This window comes from Halioglobus sp. Uisw_031, from assembly GCF_047729875.1.
GTDB lineage: Bacteria > Pseudomonadota > Gammaproteobacteria > Pseudomonadales > Halieaceae > Marimicrobium.
In genome coordinates this window covers 3,600,473-3,617,214 of the sequence record NZ_CP159826.1, presented here as the reverse complement: position 1 = coordinate 3,617,214, position 16,742 = coordinate 3,600,473, and the positions used below count along the sequence as shown (strand labels likewise).

Sequence of the window (16,742 nt, the reverse complement as noted above, 5' to 3'; positions counted from 1 at the left end):
TCTTGTGTGTGAAAAAGGGGAGCAACCAGAATGGTGGAGTTCTAGGGTGAGCTTAACGGGTTTTCTCGGAAATGCCATGTCCGAACGATTTCCAGTTTGTCTGCGGTAGCCCTAAGTTCAGGTGGAAAGGGAGAATAGGGCGCAGCCATTCGCACAATGGTGATAGCGGCTTCATCCAGCACTGCATAACCGGAAGAAGATAAGATCTGAATGTCGTCTAGGCTACCATCGCGTCGAATGACGACAAGCATGCGAAGACTGCCATAGATACCATAGCGAACGGACGCTTGCGGATAATAATGGTTCCCAACGGTTTCTAAACGTTGTTGCCAGTCCAGCAGATAGGCGGCGTCTGCAGATTTTTTAGCCGAGGTAGCAGTCAAACGCCTTACGCGTGGTCGATCGGCATAATTTCTTGTGTGTTGATCCAGTTCCGCTTGCAGACTGGCGAGCTCCTCGCTGAGACGATCAACTTCTGGGCTAATCCCTTCCAGGCTGACTTCTCGCTGTGCGTGTTGTGTCGGCTCTATTGCTTGCGTGCGAACGGCTCTGGCGGTGGTGGTCAGCACATCACGCTGTTGCCCGAGCTGCTCCTGGTGTACTTGCATCAACGGTTGCTGCTGGGAGTGCTGAACGAAAGGAAGGATATTGCTACGGCTGATTTGACGAATTTCAGCTTCATCGCCACTACCCTCCTGATTGGCCTGCGCAATTTGGCGGGCGTCTTGTGGGGATGTTGCGCTGGGTCGGTTGGCAAGCGTCACTTCAATTTGTGGCGTTGAGTACGTCATTGGGGTGCTGGCGCTGAAGGAAATAGTCAGGATTAAGGCGGCGTGCACTGCCAATGCCAGGGCGAGGGCATTTCTAAACCGAGTGTGCTTATCACGTCCTGTTTCCAGGTAATACATGGGCCAATTAGCGCCTTTTAGCTAATGCTTCGACAATACACTCCATTAGTTGTCCACCAATGTCCAGACCATAGCCGGCGTCAATTTCCCGAATGCAGGTCGGACTGGTGACGTTGATTTCTGTGAGGTAGTCGCCAATCACATCGAGGCCGACAAACAGGAGACCCTTCTCGCGTAGGCTGGGCCCAACCTGTGCAGCAATCCACTGGTCACGCTCTGAAAGTGGTTGGGGCTGGCCGGTCCCGCCCGCAGCCAGATTGCCTCGAGTCTCGCCTGCCAGCGGAATACGGGCCAGACAATAGGGTACAGGTTCTCCATTGATCATCAGTATGCGCTTATCACCTTTCTCAATCTGGGGAATAAATTTTTGCGCCATGATGGTCTCGCAACCATTCCGTGTGAGCATCTCGAGAATCACGCTGATATTAGAGTCGTCCGGTTTTACCCTAAAAATGGCACTGCCGCCCATACCGTCGAGGGGCTTGAATATAGTGTCTTCATGCAGCCGGTGGAATGCCTTGAGGCGTTGCATGTCTGCGCTGACCAGCACCGGAGGGCAACACTGGGGGAACTGGGTGGCGAAGACCTTTTCGTTGCAGTCGCGCAGGCTTTGGCAGCGGTTTACCACAAGCGTCCCCAGGCGTTCCGCTGCTTCGAGGATATACGTACTATAGATGTATTCGTTATCGAAAGGGGGGTCCTTGCGCATCAGGATGACGTCGAGCTCACCGAGATCTCTATCCTCGTCTTGCTCGAGGTTAAACCAATGGTCCTGATCACGAAAGACGTTCAACGGGGCCATGCGGGCGCGCGCAACACCCTGCTCGAGATAGAGGTGGGTCTGCTCCATATAGAATAACTCCCAGCCCCGATCTTGGGCCGCCCACAGCATGGCCATAGTGGTGTCTTTCTTATAGTTGATGTCGCTGATGGGATCCATCACGACCCCTAGTTTGACGGCCATTATCTATCTCATGTGTTCCGAGGGTCTGCTAACTTACGCAAAGCCTGTGGTGGGTGCAAGTAGGAAGATTGTTGGGAGAGGGCCACATTGGAGTGAAATTCCCTTAGACTAGACCCTCGAAATGACTATCTGTTTTTGGAGAGCGACGTGAGCCTAGCAGGCATATACTTTTTTCTGGCGTTATTGAGCGCTTATTGCGTCCTTACCGCAATCGTACAGGCGCGGCGCATATACTGGTTGGTGCCCCTCTATTTCTTGAGTGCCTGGCTGTGCGGTGAGTTAGCGTTGATTCATCTATTGTGGCAAGTTGCGCTCACCGCGCTGCTGGCGTGGACGGGGGGTTTGTCCGATCCTCTGGCGCAGACCGGGCTGGGTATTTTTGCGCTGGCCTGGTTAGGACTTGTCTATCTGCATTGTCAGTCTATGGATACGCCAAACCATCTTCGCCCGGCTTTACGCAAGTCTCTCGGAGAGAACTACAGAGCCGATATACCATCAGAGCGTCAGCATGTTTTGTCCGATGATATCCTGACCCGTCACTGGCTCAAACCTTTCCATTTCAAGCGCGATGGGGTTCGCGTGGACAGTAATATCGCATACGGAGACGCTGGCAAGCGCAACTTGCTGGACATTTATCGTCCCCATGAACCGCGCGAGGGCGGGTTTCCAGTGCTACTTCAGGTGCATGGCGGAGCATGGATTATCGGAGAAAAAGAACAGCAGGCCAAACCGCTGATGTACCACATGGCACAGCGTGGCTGGCTGTGTGTAGCGATCAACTATCGTTTGAGCCCCAAGGCGGCTTTTCCTGCGCATATTATCGATGTGAAAAAGGCCATTGCATGGGTAAAGGAACACATCAGGGATTACGGTGGCGATCCCGATTTCATTGCGATTACCGGCGGGTCCGCTGGCGGCCATCTCAGCTCGTTGGCGGCATTGACGCCCAACCGCGCTGATTGGCAGCCCGGCTTCGAAACAGTTGACACTTCGGTGCAAGCGGCTGTGCCGTTTTACGGCGTCTATGATTTCCTCGACCGAGGCGGTATTCGACCAGGGATGTCCATGGATAAGCTGCTCGCCGATCGTGTTATGCAGTGCTCAAAGGAGGGCAACCCACAAGTGTGGGATAGCGCTTCGCCACTCAGTCATGTTTCGGCAGATGCTCCGCCGATGATGGTGATCCAGGGCACGCATGATTCATTGGTGTGGGTGGAAGAGGCGCGGGCCTTTGTCTCTGCGCTGCAGGCTATGTCTAAACAGCCGGTTGCCTATGCGGAACTCCCCGGGGCGCAGCACGCTTTCGAGATCTTCCATTCGGTGCGCACAGACCATACGGCTCATGCTGTTGGTCATTTCCTGGAATGGACCCACGCGCAGTGGTTGCGTGCACGCTAGCTTGGCCCCATGTCTCCCCACCTGCCCTGCAGCATCGCGATAGCTGCTAGCGGTGCGGTCTCAGTGCGCAGCACACGGGGCCCCAGCTTGAGGGATGCGTAGCCGGTTTGCTCTGCCGCGGCGATTTCACTCTCATCCAGGCCACCTTCTGGGCCGATTAATAAAGCAATACTGGTAGGGGGCTCGCGTTGCTCGGCATAGGCGTCCGCTCGGTGGTGCAGTACAAATTTGCACTCGGCAACAGTAGACGCTAGCCAGTTGTCGAGTGTCTTTAAAGGATGAATGACCGGTGTGCGATTGCGTCCGCATTGCTCACAGGCACTGATAGCAATTTGTTGCCAATGATGAATTTTTTTGTCTGCACGATCGCCGGCTAACTTAACGCCAGTGTGCTTTGTCGATAATGGCGTCAGAGAGCTGATGCCTAGCTCGGTAGATTTTTGTACGATCCAGTCCATGCGTTCGCCGCGCGATATCGCAATACCCAGATGAATGTTCAGAGGGGACTCACATTCATGTTGCAGGTGGGCGCCTGTTAGAACCTGTACATTTTTTTTGTCGACGGCAGTAATGCTGCTGAGATATTCGCCGCCCCTGCCATCAAAAAGGGTCAGGCGATCACCCACTCCCAAACGCAGAACACGCGCTAAGTGTCGGCTTGGCTCCGACTCCAGCACAACAACGGTATTACTGTGCAGTTTGTGAGTGGTGTAAATACGCGCTGTGCGCATAGTTATCGAGTCCTACTGCTACAGGCCTAGATTATTATAGATTTGTTGCGTCGGTTCCACCTGATTCATGGTGTAGAAATGGATACCTGGAGCGCCATTGTCCAGCAATGTCTGACAAAGTTGAGTAACAACCTCGACGCCAAATTTGGCGATGCTCTCCTGATTATCACCATAGGCTTCAATGCGTCGGCAAATCCATCGAGGAATTTCCGCGCCACAATTGGCGGAAAAGCGAATCAGATTAGAAAAGTTGATTATTGGCATAACGCCAGCATAGATAGGCTTGTCGATTCCAATAGCCGCGCACTGGTCTAGAAAGTAAAAGTACGATTCAACGTTGAAGAAGTATTGGGTAATGGCGCTGTCGGCGCCAGCATCGAATTTAGTTTTGAGAAAAGCGATATCGGTGTCGTAGCTTTTAGCTTCCGGATGTATTTCCGGATAAGCCGCGACCTCGATATGGAAATGATCCCCCGTGCGCTCACGTATAAACGCCACTAACTCGCTGGCGTAAATAAGCTGTGCTGGACCGCCGGTCCCTGAGGGAACATCACCGCGCAGCGCGACCAAACGTTTAATGCCTGCGCCTTGATACGTTTCAAGTAGCGCCGCAATAGTACTGTCGTCATCACCCCCGAAGCTGAGGTGAGGTGCGACATCGGTGCCCGCTTCCCTGATAGAGGACACTAGCCCAACCGTGGTGTCGCGCGTGCTGCCGCCTGCGCCGTAGGTCACCGAGAAGAACTCTGGGCCTAGTGCATTAAGAGCAGGCATAACCTCGGTCAGAAGCCTGTCAATACCCGCCCCTGTTTTGGGCGGGAAGAACTCGCAACTTATACGCGGTTTTTGCGCAGCCATGAGTAACCGTTTCCTAGTACTTGTAGCTTTCAGGCTTGTACGGTCCATCCTGGCTGACCTTGATATAATCAGCTTGTTCTGGCGTGAGTCGGGTAAGCACTGCACCAAAACCACCGATCATGTGTGCCGCCACTTCCTCGTCGAGTTTCTTGGGCAGAATTTCAACAGTTAACGCAGAGGCCTTCATGTCTGACTCTAGGTCCGCGAATTTACGCTCGTATAAATAAATTTGCGCTAGCACTTGGTTCGCGAAAGAGCCGTCCATAATGCGTGACGGGTGACCCGTAGCATTGCCAAGATTCACCAGGCGTCCTTCGGATAACAGGATCAGGTAATCATTGGCTGCCTTGTCGCGATAGACTTTGTGGACCTGCGGCTTAACCTCTTCCCACTCCCAATTACTGCGCATGTAAGCCGTATCAATTTCGTTGTCGAAGTGGCCGATATTACTGACGACGCAGTTCTTTTTAAGCGCTTTCAGCATGTTCGAATCACAGACCTTGTAGTTGCCAGTGGTAGTGACGACCAGATCAGTAGTGCCTAATAGTTCGCGGTCGATGCACGACTCAGTGCCATCATTGATGCCGTCGATGAAAGGCGAAACAATCTCAAAACCGTCCATGCAGGCCTGCATGGCACAGATAGGATCGATCTCGGTAATTTTTACAATCATACCTTCCTGACGCAGGGATTGTGCTGAGCCCTTGCCAACGTCCCCATAGCCGATGACCAGTGCTTTTTTGCCGGCCATCAGGTGATCGGTGCCGCGCTTGATAGCGTCATTGAGGCTGTGGCGACAACCATACTTATTGTCATTCTTAGACTTGGTCACGGAGTCGTTCACGTTGATAGCTGGCACCTTCAGTGTGCCCCGCTCCAGCATCTCCAGCAGGCGGTGCACACCTGTGGTGGTTTCTTCGGTAACGCCGTGTATTTTGTCCAGCATGGCGGGATACTTGTCATGCAGTAAAGAGGTGAGGTCGCCGCCATCGTCCAGTATCATGTTAGCGTCCCATGGCTTGCCGTCTTTGAGAACGGTCTGCTCAAGACACCACTCATACTCTTCCTCAGTTTCACCTTTCCAGGCAAATACAGGAATTCCCCCGGCGGCTATAGCGGCCGCAGCGTGGTCCTGTGTAGAGAAAATGTTACACGAAGACCAGCGCACTTCGGCACCTAATAGCATCAGTGTTTCAATCAATACCCCAGTCTGGATCGTCATATGGATGCAGCCTAGAACTTTTGCTCCGGCGAGTGGCTTGCTGGCTGAATACTTAGCCCGCATCGCCATCAGCGCTGGCATTTCGCTTTCTGCAATCTCCAGCTCGCGACGGCCCCACTGGGCCAGTGAGATGTCGGCAACTTTGTAGTCTTCAGTCGTTTGCAATTTTTGTGCTGTGCTCATCTTTATCTTCCTTTGGGCTTGGAGCCCGTTATTTGTCTAAATGTTAATGGGGGTAGTCAGTTTTTTTGCTGCCCGGCGCAACTGAGCGTCGATCAGCCGTTTTTCATCAACGCGCGGCTTTTTTCAGCGCCTTCGCTTTATTCGTTCTCTCCCAAGTAAAATCCTTATCTTCTCGCCCGAAGTGACCATAGGCTGCTGTTTTTTGGTAAATAGGACGCTTCAGGTTAAGCATCGCAATCAAGCCCTTGGGACGCAGGTCGAAGTGCTCGCGCACCAGCTCTGCTATGCGGTCATCAGAAATTTTGCCAGTGCCGAACGTGTCAATGGCAATAGATGTGGGTTCCGCGACACCAATCGCATAAGACACCTGAATCTCGCAGCGATCCGCAAGACCCGCTGCGACAATATTCTTCGCCACATAGCGACCCGCATAGGCTGCAGAACGGTCCACCTTGGACGGGTCTTTGCCGGAAAACGCGCCGCCACCGTGACGCGCCATGCCGCCGTATGTATCCACAATAATCTTGCGTCCGGTTAAGCCACAGTCACCGACGGGGCCGCCGATGATGAACTGACCAGTAGGATTGATGTGATATTGGGTGCCCTTATGCAACCATTCTGCTGGCAGAACATCCTTAATCACATGCTTCAAAATTTGCTTGTGAATTTCTTTCTGGCTGACCTTTTCATCGTGCTGAGTGGATAGCACCACTGCGTCAATGGCGACCGGCTTGCCGTCTTCATAGCGCAACGTAATTTGGCTTTTGGCGTCTGGGCGCAGCCAGTTCAGTTTGCCGTTCTTGCGCAATTCTGCCTGACGTTCCACAAGGCGATGGGCATAATAAATGGGTGCAGGCATCAGCACATCAGTTTCATTGGTGGCATAGCCGAACATCAGGCCCTGATCTCCAGCCCCCTGCTCATGACTTTTACTTTCGTCAACGCCCATCGCGATATCTCGGGACTGCTTGCCAATGGCGTTGAGTACTGCACAGGAAGCGCCGTCGAAACCCACGTCAGAGCTGTCGTAGCCAATGTCGAGTATGGTTTGGCGAATGGTCTCCTCAAGATCCATATTGGCCGAGGTGGTGACCTCGCCTGCTACTATGCACATACCGGTCTTGACCATGGTCTCCACGGCGACGCGCGCGTCTTTATCGCGCTTGAGGAGGTAGTCCAGGACCGCATCTGATATCTGGTCAGCCATTTTGTCTGGGTGTCCCTCAGACACTGATTCGGAGGTAAAAAGTTTGTATTCGCTCATAGTCTTATCCTTATAAATAAAATCGTTAAAGTCGGCCAAATAACCGTACTTGTACTTGAAAGCCATTACGTTGGGCTAGATGAACGCTGGTGATGTCCTTGAGCCCTGCGTCCGTTGCCCACTGCGCGAGCTCCCTGGGGTCAAACCCAAGCCATAAATCGCCGCAATTCTCCCGTGCCCAGCCCTGATCGTGATTGCACAGCTCGGTAATGAGGACTACACCGCCAGGTGCGAGGTATGAAGCGACGTCGCGCAGAACTTCACCCGGTGCTGGCGTGTGGTGCAACACCATATTAATGATCGCGCAGTCGACCTGCAGATTGGCCAATTGAGGACTACGCGTGTCATCCAGAATAAAGTCTATATTTTGCAATCCGGCTGAAGCAGACCTGCTTCGTGCTTGTTCCAGCATGCTTGGGGCATTGTCCAGCGCCACTACGCGCTCAAACAGCGGTGCAAGTTCAAGCAGGAACGAACCATCCCCAGGCCCGACTTCCAGCGCCGTGCGACGGTGCTTTAGCGGGGCGTCTTCCAGCACCTGGATGGCGATATCAGCATATTGCTCATAGCTAGCGATCAAATCCTGCTGTTGTTGAAACTTATGCGCATTGAGCTGGAAAAAGGTGCTGGAGTTTTCTTCGCGCTGCCGGTGCATGGCTAAGAGCCGTTCCTGAATATCTAGCGGCAGATCAATCTTATCCACCGCATCGAAAATGCTGTGTTGCAGCGCTTCCAGATCGGGGTGTTGCCCCGTTTCGCTGCGGCGGTAAAAAATAGAGTTGGCCTCACGCCTTGCCGCCACTAGGCCGGCACTGGAAAGAACCTTCAAGTGGTGGCTGAGGGCAGGCTGACGAATGTCGAAGATTGAGCATAGCTCGGAGACCCCGAACGAATCTTTGCGTAGCACCCTGAGCACTAGTAGGCGCAGAGAATCCGCGCTGGCTTTGCACAGGCGGGTAAGCGTGGCTAGTTGCAGAGCAGACGGCGGCTGGTCCGGCTGTGATGTCACCAATTTGGCGGCGTTAGACAAGGTCATTTTTGGAGTCTAGCAGGCCATCAAAACTATATCAAAATATTTTGATATAGTTTTTTAGTGCTTCTCACGCCAATGAAATTGCGGTTATGCGCCAAATATCTGCCTATTTGTTTGCCGTTCGCTCCCGCTTACGCGAAAATAGCGCCCCATTTCGTACCTATTCACCTCCCCGGAGAACCTGATGTCGTCCCCCCGCATAGAACTTGCCAATGCCATTCGTGCTCTTAGTATGGACGCGGTCCAGAAAGCGAAAAGTGGCCACCCCGGCGCCCCCATGGGCATGGCGGATATTGCTGAGGTGCTGTGGAATGACTTTCTGCGGCACAACCCGGCAAACCCCGCTTGGCCTGGCCGCGACCGCTTTGTGCTGTCCAATGGCCACGGCTCGATGTTGCTCTACTCGCTTTTGCACCTCTGCGGCTATGAGCTACCTATTTCTGAAATACAGAATTTTCGCCAAATGCACAGTAAGACGCCTGGACATCCGGAATATGGCTACACCCCGGGTGTAGAGACCACGACGGGCCCGCTGGGCCAGGGCCTGGCGAATGCAGTAGGTATGGCCTTGGCGGAAAAAGTTTTGGCAGCCCAGTTCAATCAACCAGGACATGCCGTGGTTGATCACCATACCTATGTGTTTGTGGGTGATGGTTGCCTGATGGAGGGCATTTCCCATGAAGCCAGTTCCTTAGCTGGGACGCTGGGCCTGGGAAAACTGATCGCCTTTTATGATGACAACGGTATTTCCATTGATGGCGAGGTGCAGGGTTGGTTTACCGATGACACTCCCGCCCGTTTTGGAGCCTATGGTTGGCACGTCGTCGCGGGGGTCGATGGGCATAATGCCTCTGAAATTCGGTCTGCGATCGAGGCGGCTCGCGCTCAGAATGACAAGCCGACGCTGATTTGCTGCAAGACCATTATAGGCAAGGGCTCACCCAACAAGCAGGGCACAGAGTCTGCTCATGGTTCGGCATTGGGTGAGGATGAAGTGGCTGCGACACGCCAGATTCTGGGTTGGAAATATGGACCTTTCGAGATTCCCGCCGATATTTATGCCGGCTGGGATGCACACGAATCGGGCGCTGCCCGTGAACAAGAATGGGAAGAGACGATGGCGGCTTATGCCGTTGCGCATCCTGATCTGGCGATAGAACTGCGCCGCCGGCTCGCGGGTGAGCTGCCCGAGGACTTTTCGCGGCAGGCCACAGCGTATATTGCACAATGTCAGAAGGAAGGCGCGACTATCGCCTCGCGCAAGGCCTCCCAGAATTGCCTGAATGCCTACGGTCCGTTGTTGCCAGAGCTCCTCGGCGGCTCTGCAGATCTGGCCGCATCCAATCTGACCCTGTGGAGTGGATCGACGGGTGTAAGCGCGCAGGATGCGAGCGGCAACTATATTTACTATGGCGTACGGGAGTTTGCCATGGCAGCGATCATGAATGGTATTACTCTGCATGGCGGCTTCATTAATTACGGTGCCACCTTCTTAATCTTTATGGAGTATGCCCGCAATGCGGTGCGCATGGCGGCGTTGATGAAACAGCAATCCATCTTTGTTTTTACCCATGACTCTATTGGTCTTGGAGAAGATGGCCCGACACACCAACCTGTTGAGCAGTTAACCGCGCTGCGTGCCACACCCAATATGCAAACCTGGCGTCCTTGTGATGCAGTGGAATCTGCGGTGGCGTGGAAGACAGCGATTGAGCGTCGCGATGGCCCTTGCGCACTGGTTTTTTCTCGTCAGGCACTGCCCCACCAGCTGCGGGATGACGGGCAGGTCGCAGATATCAGTCGCGGCGCCTATGTGCTCAAGGATTGCTCTGGCACACCCGATGCCATTCTGATTGCCACTGGCTCGGAAGTTCAACTGGCGGTAACGGCAGCCGAGGAACTGGCATCGAAGGGCAAGCAGGTTCGTGTGGTATCCATGCCTTGTGCCGAACTGTTCGAGCAGCAAGATACGGGTTATCGAGAGTCTGTGCTGCCGAGCGACATACTGGCTCGAGTGGCGATTGAAGCGCTGCATGCAGACTACTGGTATAAATATGTTGGTCTGGATGGGCGCGTAGTGGGCATGACGACTTTCGGTGAGTCAGCGCCGGCCGATGAATTGATGCGCCACTTTGGATTCACGACGGACAATGTGGTCTCCGTCGTAGAAGATATCCTCCTCTAGGGCTGACCCGATGTTGCGTCTCGCTATCAATGGTTACGGCAGAATCGGCCGCAGCATCCTGCGCTCCCTCTACGAGAGCCCGCTCAGGCATGAACTGAGTATTGTCGCCATCAACGAATTGGCTGATGCAGGGACGATTTTGCATCTCACTCGTTATGACTCAACGCACGGGCGCTTCCCGAAGTCTCTTGAGGGAGACGCCAATCAATTGTGGGTGGACGGCGATGCGATCACCCTGCTGAATCACTCTGAGATAGATGACCTTCCTTGGGGAAAGTTGGGGGTGGATGTTGTGCTGGAATGCACAGGGGCATTCACTGACCGAGCTACGGCTGAAAAACATCTGCATCAGGGCGCGAGAAAAGTACTGTTTTCTCAGCCAGCGCAGTCCGACGTGGACAAGACGGTCGTCTATGGCGTCAATCACGACGAATTGCGCGCAGAGCATCGTATCGTTTCGAACGCATCCTGTTCCACCAATGGCATTCTACCTTTGATCAAGGCCCTCGACGATGCCGTCGGCATTGAGAACGGCACCATCACTACTATTCATTCTGCGATGAACGACCAGCCCGTACTTGACGCCTACCACCACACGGATTTGCGTAAAACACGGGCGGCCGCCCAGTCTATTATTCCGGTGGATACGGAGCTGGCACGGGGTATTGAGCGTCTGCTGCCTGACATGGTGGGGCGCTTTAGCGCGCAGGCACTGAGGGTGCCTACACTCAATGTGTCGGCTCTAGATCTGACTGTGCAAACACGCCGAGACACGGATGTGATCGAAATCAATCAAATTCTGCGTGACGCTGCATTGTCTGATTTTAGCGGCGTCCTTGGCTATACTGAGGAGCTTCTGGCGTCCTGCGATTTTAATCACGATTCAAGATCCAGTATTGTGGACGCTAGTCAGACTCGGATTAGTGGGAAACGCTTGGTAAAAGTATTGACCTGGTTTGACAACGAATGGGGTTACGCCAATCGCATGCTGGATGTGGCAAAATTTTGGGGTGGGTTATAGAGATTCACAAGGTGCTGCGAGGCGCGTGTAAGTGGGCACGTGATAGCAGAGGCTAGCGGTATGACATTGAATGTTGATCTAATGCAGGATCAAGAATTACGTGGCAAGCGCGTGTTAATTCGTGAAGATCTTAACGTGCCCATCAAAAATGGCACCGTGACCAGCGATGCTCGCATCCGTGCAGCACTGCCGACGATTGAGATGGCGCTGGCGGCAGGTGCTAGGGTGATTCTGATGTCGCACCTGGGCCGTCCAGTGGAAGGCGAGTACGATAAGCAATTTTCACTGGCACCGGTCGCGCAGCATTTATCAGTCTTATTGGGAACGTCAGTCGCCTTAATGGAACATTGGCGCGAGGGTGTGAATCTGGCCGATGGAGAGGTGGTCCTGCTGGAAAATGTGCGCTTTAATTCCGGCGAAAATGCCAATGAAGAAGGGCTGTCGCGAGCCTATGCGGCGCTGTGCGATATTTTTGTTATGGACGCTTTCGGCACCGCGCACCGTGCACAGGCGTCTACTCACGGCGTTGCGAGCTATGCCCCTGTCGCATGCGCTGGCCCCTTACTTGAAAAGGAATTGCGCGCATTGAAGCAGGCGCTCACCAACCCTGTGCGCCCCTTAGTGGCTATCGTCGGAGGCTCGAAAGTGTCAACCAAGCTGCAGGTGCTGGAGTCGCTATCTGGGGAAGTGGATCAACTGGTGTTGGGCGGCGGCATTGCCAATACCTTTTTGGCAGCCAGCGGTAGCTCAGTAGGAAAATCTCTGTGTGAACATGAGCTGATTCCTATAGCGCAAGCCCTGATGCAGAAAACCAATATTCCACTGCCCGTTGATGTGGTGACGGGCAAAGCGTTCTCCGAGGATGCTATGGCATGTTTAAAACCTGCCGATGAAGTGGCGGAAGATGATATGATTTTTGACATCGGGCCTGAGTCAGCGAAGCAGATAGTGAAAATTCTTGAAAGCGCCGGCACGATTCTTTGGAACGGTCCCGTGGGTGTATTTGAGTTCGATCAGTTTGCCGAGGGGACCAAAACCTTGTCTCAGGCCATTGCAGACAGCCCCGCGTTTTCACTGGCAGGGGGTGGTGATACTCTGGCAGCAATCGAGAAATATAATATCGAGGATAAGATTTCTTATATTTCTACCGGCGGAGGTGCCTTTTTGGAGTTTGTCGAAGGAAAGACTCTGCCTGCGGTCGAGATACTTGAACAACGCGCGGGTCAGAAATCAAAATAGGATCGGCTCTCACTTAACGTTATAGGCTAAAGGATTATTTACATGGCATTAATCAGTTTGCGTCAATTGTTGGATCATGCTGCCGAACACGACTACGGTGTGCCGGCATTTAATGTCAATAACCTAGAGCAGACCCGCGCTATTATGGAGGCAGCTGATGCAACCAATTCGCCCGTCATCATGCAGGCCAGTGCCGGTGCTCGTAAATACGCCGGCGCACCCTTTCTGCGGGCTATGATGGAAGCCGCAATGAACGAATTTCCGCACATCCCTGTGGTAGTGCATCAGGATCATGGTGTATCGGTAGGCGTATGCCAGCGTTCAATTCAGTTAGGCTTTAGTTCAGTGATGATGGACGGCTCGCTGGGAGAAGATGGTAAAACGCCGATGGATTATGATTACAACGCGGCAGTGACTCGTCGTGCAGTGGAAATGGCGCACGCCTGCGGCGTTTCGGTTGAGGGTGAGCTGGGTTGTCTGGGCTCGCTGGAAACCGGCGAGGCAGGAGAAGAGGACGGCAGCGGCGCAGAAGGCATATTGACCTTAGAGCAAATGCTTACCGATCCAGAGGAAGCGGCCCAGTTCGTTAAGGCCACTAACGTGGATGCTTTGGCTATAGCGTGTGGCACTAGCCACGGCGCTTACAAATTCACTCGTCCTCCCACCGGCGATATTCTTGCTATTGATCGCATCAAGGAAATCCATGCCCGTATTCCCCACACACATTTAGTGATGCACGGTTCATCCGCTGTCCCCCAGGAGTGGCTGGCTATTATTAATGAGTTCGGCGGTGAGATCTCAGAAACCTACGGCGTACCCGTCGAGCAGGTTCAGGAGGGTATTCGCCACGGGGTGCGTAAGGTCAATATTGATACGGATCTGCGACTGGCATCCACCGGTGCGATTCGCCGCTTCATGGCGCAGAACCCCGCGGAGTTTGATCCGCGTAAGTATTTGGCCCATACCATCACCGCGATGAAGGATATTTGTATCGCACGCTATGAAGCCTTTGGCACAGCCGGCAATGCAGGCAAGATTAAGGTTCGCTCGCTAGACAGTATGCAGGCGGATTATGAATCTGGAGCGCTTACCCCCGTCGTACACTGAATGACATGTCCGTGTTGACACCAGAACTACTGCAGAAGCTGCGCCAACAGCTCCGTCCCTTTAATGGCGGCGTGCAATCATCTCCGGAGTTACAATCGTTTTGCCACTTTTATGGACTTGAATTTGCGGCGAAACTACCGCACGTCGAGCATGTAGCAGGTCGTGTCCAATCGGGCAAATACACGCTAGCTGTTCACCACTGGCGCCAGCCCGATGCGACTGCAAACCTGTTGTTGCTGCATGGCTATTTCGACCACACAGGCGTATTCAGCAAGCTGATCGAATGGGGCTTGTTGCACAACTGCAATGTCCTCATCTTTGACCTGCCTGGACATGGTTTGTCCACCGGCGAGCCCGCAGTGATCGATGATTTTAGTGACTATAGCTGCGCCATTGCAGACGTGCTGCGCGCCGTCACCATGCCGCCATTACCACTGTGGGTGATGGCTCAGAGTACCGGCTGCGCGGCCCTAGTTGATTACGCGAGTAAATATGCCTGGCCCTTTGCCGCGACCGTGTTGCTGGCGCCATTGATACGTCCCGTGCGATGGAAGAGTGTCAGAGCGATTCGTTTCCTGTTAACTAATATTGCTGACAGTCTGCCACGCAAGTTTTCGCCGAACTCGTCGGATCACACGTTCCAGCATTTTTTAATACATGACCCCCTCCAAAGCCAGCGTATCTCACTGCGCTGGGTGAGTGCTCTGCAGCGCTGGCTAACTGCATTGCGGCACAATGATCTGGGTGTGGGTCCGGCGCTGATTATTCAGGGCGATGCCGATGCAACTGTGGACTGGCGCTATAATATTGGCGTGATTCGACAGCTGTTTCCCGCGAGTCATGTGGAATACCTGTCCGGAGCAGGACATCAGCTGGCAAATGAATCGGATACAATCCGCAGTGATTATTTGCGCCTTGTGGAGACTTGGCTCACTGAATCCGGTATCGGCCAGGATAATTCTGCAAAAATAGCGGGTTGTTCAAACGTAGAGCCCGGCTGATTTCAGTAGTTCATACAGGGGTTGCATAGCGTCACCGTAAGACTGCCATCGGTTGACAGAGCTGGTGTAAATGCCCTGTCTAACTTGCACGGCGCTGGGGGTTGCCACACTGGTCTTGCGTTGGTGAAAAGACAGGCAGCCTTCCTCCCAAGGTAAATTGCAGTATGCCAGCAAGTCTCTTGACACCTGCTCGGGGTCACCCACCAGGGCCTCATACTCCACTTCATGCACTGCGCCAGGCATCACTTTTCGCCAGTGCTGCATCAGCTGATCAAATTGAATGTAGTAGCGACCGCAGTCGAGGAGATCGAGGTTGTACTTATAGTGCTTAAAATTCACTGCGAACAGCTGGCGGTAATTGCTCAAGCAAGTGTCCATCGGATCCCGGCGCAGGCAGACCAGTTTTGCATTAGGCAGCGCGAGTTTGATCAGGCCTAAAAAAACGAAGTTCAGTGGTAGCTTGTCAATAAAATGCTGTGAGTGCCCGGTTCTTGAGCGGGTACTGTCGATATAGGCTGATCCGAGTACAGAAGACTCAAGCTGCAGTGATTTCTCAAGCGTTTCAATGTTGAACGCATTATCCGTGGATGAGCCAGTCAATCGGTTCACTTGCAGCGGAAAGTTCTGCAGCTCGCCTGCCGCGTAAACCTGTGAATGGCTGGACAGAATTTGTTCCACCAGCGTGGTGCCGGTGCGCGGCATGCCGACAATAAAAATCGGCTCGGGGTTGTCGCAGCCGGCGCGCAGGGCGTCAAAGACTTCTTGGCTAAAAAGTTGCCGCACGCCGGCAAATAACTCTTTATCAGACTGTGCGCTATAAGAGCCTGCGGCTGACTGTGCTTGCTTGGCCCAGGTCAGATGTTTGAAAGCATCCTCGTAGTGACCCAGATCTTCCTGCTCTTTAGCGATGGCGTGGCCAAGGTGCAATTGATCTCTGGGGCCTGATACCTTATTGCGAAGTTCATGCAGTCGCTTGAGGTGATTGTCTGTCGATGTTTGTCGTCGCAGTGTTGAAAGTGCGGAATGGGCCTTGAACATTAGTGGCTGCAGTGTGATTGCCCTCTCGTAGGCCTGCTCTGCTTCTGCAAAGTGCCCAGCGAATTGCATTGACGCTGCTGAATTGAAATAAAAATCAGCTTGCCACTGTATAGACAGCTCTTTTGTTCCGCCAGCGCGCTCTTCTAATAACTGGGCCGCGCGAGTAAAGCACAGTAAAGCACTCTTGTGTTCGCCGGCATGACTGAACACTGTTCCTAACGTGTTAAGGACGGCTGGCTGTAAAGGATCTAGCGATAGCGCTGTTTGTGCTTCGCGCAAAGCCCATTCAGTTTGATTGGATGCTATGAGGTTTTTGCCTAGCTCGGTGCGGTATTCTGCATTGTCCGGAGCAAGCTTGACTGCGTTCTCAATAATTTCGATGGCTTTGGCGTGCTGCCCATTGTGCGACGCGATAACGCCGCAGAGGAACCATGCGTCGGCGAAGGTCTGGTCCCTTTTGAGTATGCCCAAGCAGTGCTTATGAGCCTCTCGCAGCTGGCCGCCCCGCATTGCTTCTTGTGCAGCAGCGTGTCCCTTGGCGATCGCTTCTTCGTCAGTTGTCATGGCGTGAAAAAAAGGGCGCCGCAGCG

Annotated in this window: 14 protein-coding genes; 6 read left to right on the top strand and 8 right to left on the bottom strand. The window is 53.5% G+C overall.

Features of this window, described 5'->3' with window-relative positions; genetic code table 11:
- Positions 1–41 precede the first annotated feature (41 nt).
- Together ABXT62_RS16315 and gshB are read right to left on the bottom strand one after the other, a co-directional pair.
- A complete protein-coding gene (locus ABXT62_RS16315; RefSeq protein ID WP_415356372.1) occupies positions 42–908 on the bottom strand; it encodes an energy transducer TonB in 867 nt (288 codons plus the stop codon).
- A gap of 7 nt (positions 909–915) precedes the next feature.
- Positions 916–1,872, bottom strand: coding sequence for a glutathione synthase (gshB, locus tag ABXT62_RS16310; RefSeq protein ID WP_415356371.1), 957 nt, complete (start codon positions 1,870–1,872; stop codon positions 916–918).
- 147 nt (positions 1,873–2,019) lie between these two features.
- Between gshB and ABXT62_RS16305 the strand changes: the two genes are divergently transcribed.
- Positions 2,020–3,270 (top strand): alpha/beta hydrolase fold domain-containing protein, encoded by a 1,251-nt coding sequence (locus tag ABXT62_RS16305; protein WP_415356370.1) that lies wholly within the window; start codon positions 2,020–2,022, stop codon positions 3,268–3,270.
- On the opposite strand, the gene ABXT62_RS16300 is transcribed toward ABXT62_RS16305, so the two are convergent.
- The 5 genes from ABXT62_RS16300 to ABXT62_RS16280 all read right to left on the bottom strand — a co-directional run bounded on the left by ABXT62_RS16300 (position 3,267) and on the right by ABXT62_RS16280 (position 8,564).
- Positions 3,267–4,001, bottom strand: coding sequence for a 16S rRNA (uracil(1498)-N(3))-methyltransferase (locus ABXT62_RS16300; protein WP_415356369.1), 735 nt, complete (start codon positions 3,999–4,001; stop codon positions 3,267–3,269). The two genes, ABXT62_RS16305 and ABXT62_RS16300, sit on opposite strands and share 4 nt — an antisense overlap.
- Positions 4,002–4,019: 18 nt before the next feature.
- Positions 4,020–4,859, bottom strand: coding sequence for a methylenetetrahydrofolate reductase [NAD(P)H] (metF, locus tag ABXT62_RS16295; RefSeq protein ID WP_415356368.1), 840 nt, complete (start codon positions 4,857–4,859; stop codon positions 4,020–4,022).
- A 13-nt stretch (positions 4,860–4,872) separates the two neighbouring features.
- A complete protein-coding gene (ahcY, locus tag ABXT62_RS16290; RefSeq protein ID WP_415356367.1) occupies positions 4,873–6,264 on the bottom strand; it encodes an adenosylhomocysteinase in 1,392 nt (463 codons plus the stop codon).
- A gap of 106 nt (positions 6,265–6,370) precedes the next feature.
- On the bottom strand, positions 6,371–7,528 hold the full coding sequence (metK, locus tag ABXT62_RS16285; protein ID WP_415356366.1) for a methionine adenosyltransferase: 1,158 nt from the start codon (positions 7,526–7,528) through the stop codon (positions 6,371–6,373).
- 25 nt (positions 7,529–7,553) lie between these two features.
- Positions 7,554–8,564 (bottom strand): ArsR/SmtB family transcription factor, encoded by a 1,011-nt coding sequence (locus ABXT62_RS16280; RefSeq protein ID WP_415356365.1) that lies wholly within the window; start codon positions 8,562–8,564, stop codon positions 7,554–7,556.
- Positions 8,565–8,745: 181 nt separating this feature from the next.
- Here ABXT62_RS16280 and tkt point away from each other — a divergent pair, with 181 nt between their 5' ends.
- From tkt to ABXT62_RS16255, 5 genes are all read left to right on the top strand, one after another.
- On the top strand, positions 8,746–10,746 hold the full coding sequence (gene tkt, locus ABXT62_RS16275) for a transketolase (RefSeq protein WP_415356364.1): 2,001 nt from the start codon (positions 8,746–8,748) through the stop codon (positions 10,744–10,746).
- 10 nt (positions 10,747–10,756) lie between these two features.
- The gene (locus tag ABXT62_RS16270; RefSeq protein WP_415356363.1) at positions 10,757–11,767 is read left to right on the top strand and encodes a glyceraldehyde 3-phosphate dehydrogenase NAD-binding domain-containing protein; all 1,011 of its coding nucleotides are present in this window, start codon (positions 10,757–10,759) and stop codon (positions 11,765–11,767) included.
- A gap of 66 nt (positions 11,768–11,833) precedes the next feature.
- Entirely contained in the window at positions 11,834–13,006 is a 1,173-nt protein-coding gene (locus tag ABXT62_RS16265) for a phosphoglycerate kinase (protein WP_415358234.1), read from the top strand.
- Positions 13,007–13,048: 42 nt separating this feature from the next.
- Entirely contained in the window at positions 13,049–14,113 is a 1,065-nt protein-coding gene (gene fba / locus ABXT62_RS16260) for a class II fructose-bisphosphate aldolase (RefSeq protein ID WP_415356362.1), read from the top strand.
- 11 nt (positions 14,114–14,124) lie between these two features.
- Positions 14,125–15,114: an alpha/beta hydrolase gene (locus ABXT62_RS16255; protein WP_415356361.1), complete on the top strand. Its 990-nt coding sequence runs from the start codon at positions 14,125–14,127 to the stop codon at positions 15,112–15,114.
- Here the strand turns inward: ABXT62_RS16255 and ABXT62_RS16250 are convergent.
- Positions 15,094–16,716 carry a sulfotransferase gene (locus tag ABXT62_RS16250; RefSeq protein ID WP_415356360.1) on the bottom strand — a complete coding sequence of 541 codons (1,623 nt, stop codon included), beginning with the start codon at positions 16,714–16,716 and terminating at the stop codon, positions 15,094–15,096. The two genes, ABXT62_RS16255 and ABXT62_RS16250, sit on opposite strands and share 21 nt — an antisense overlap.
- Positions 16,717–16,742 lie beyond the last annotated feature (26 nt).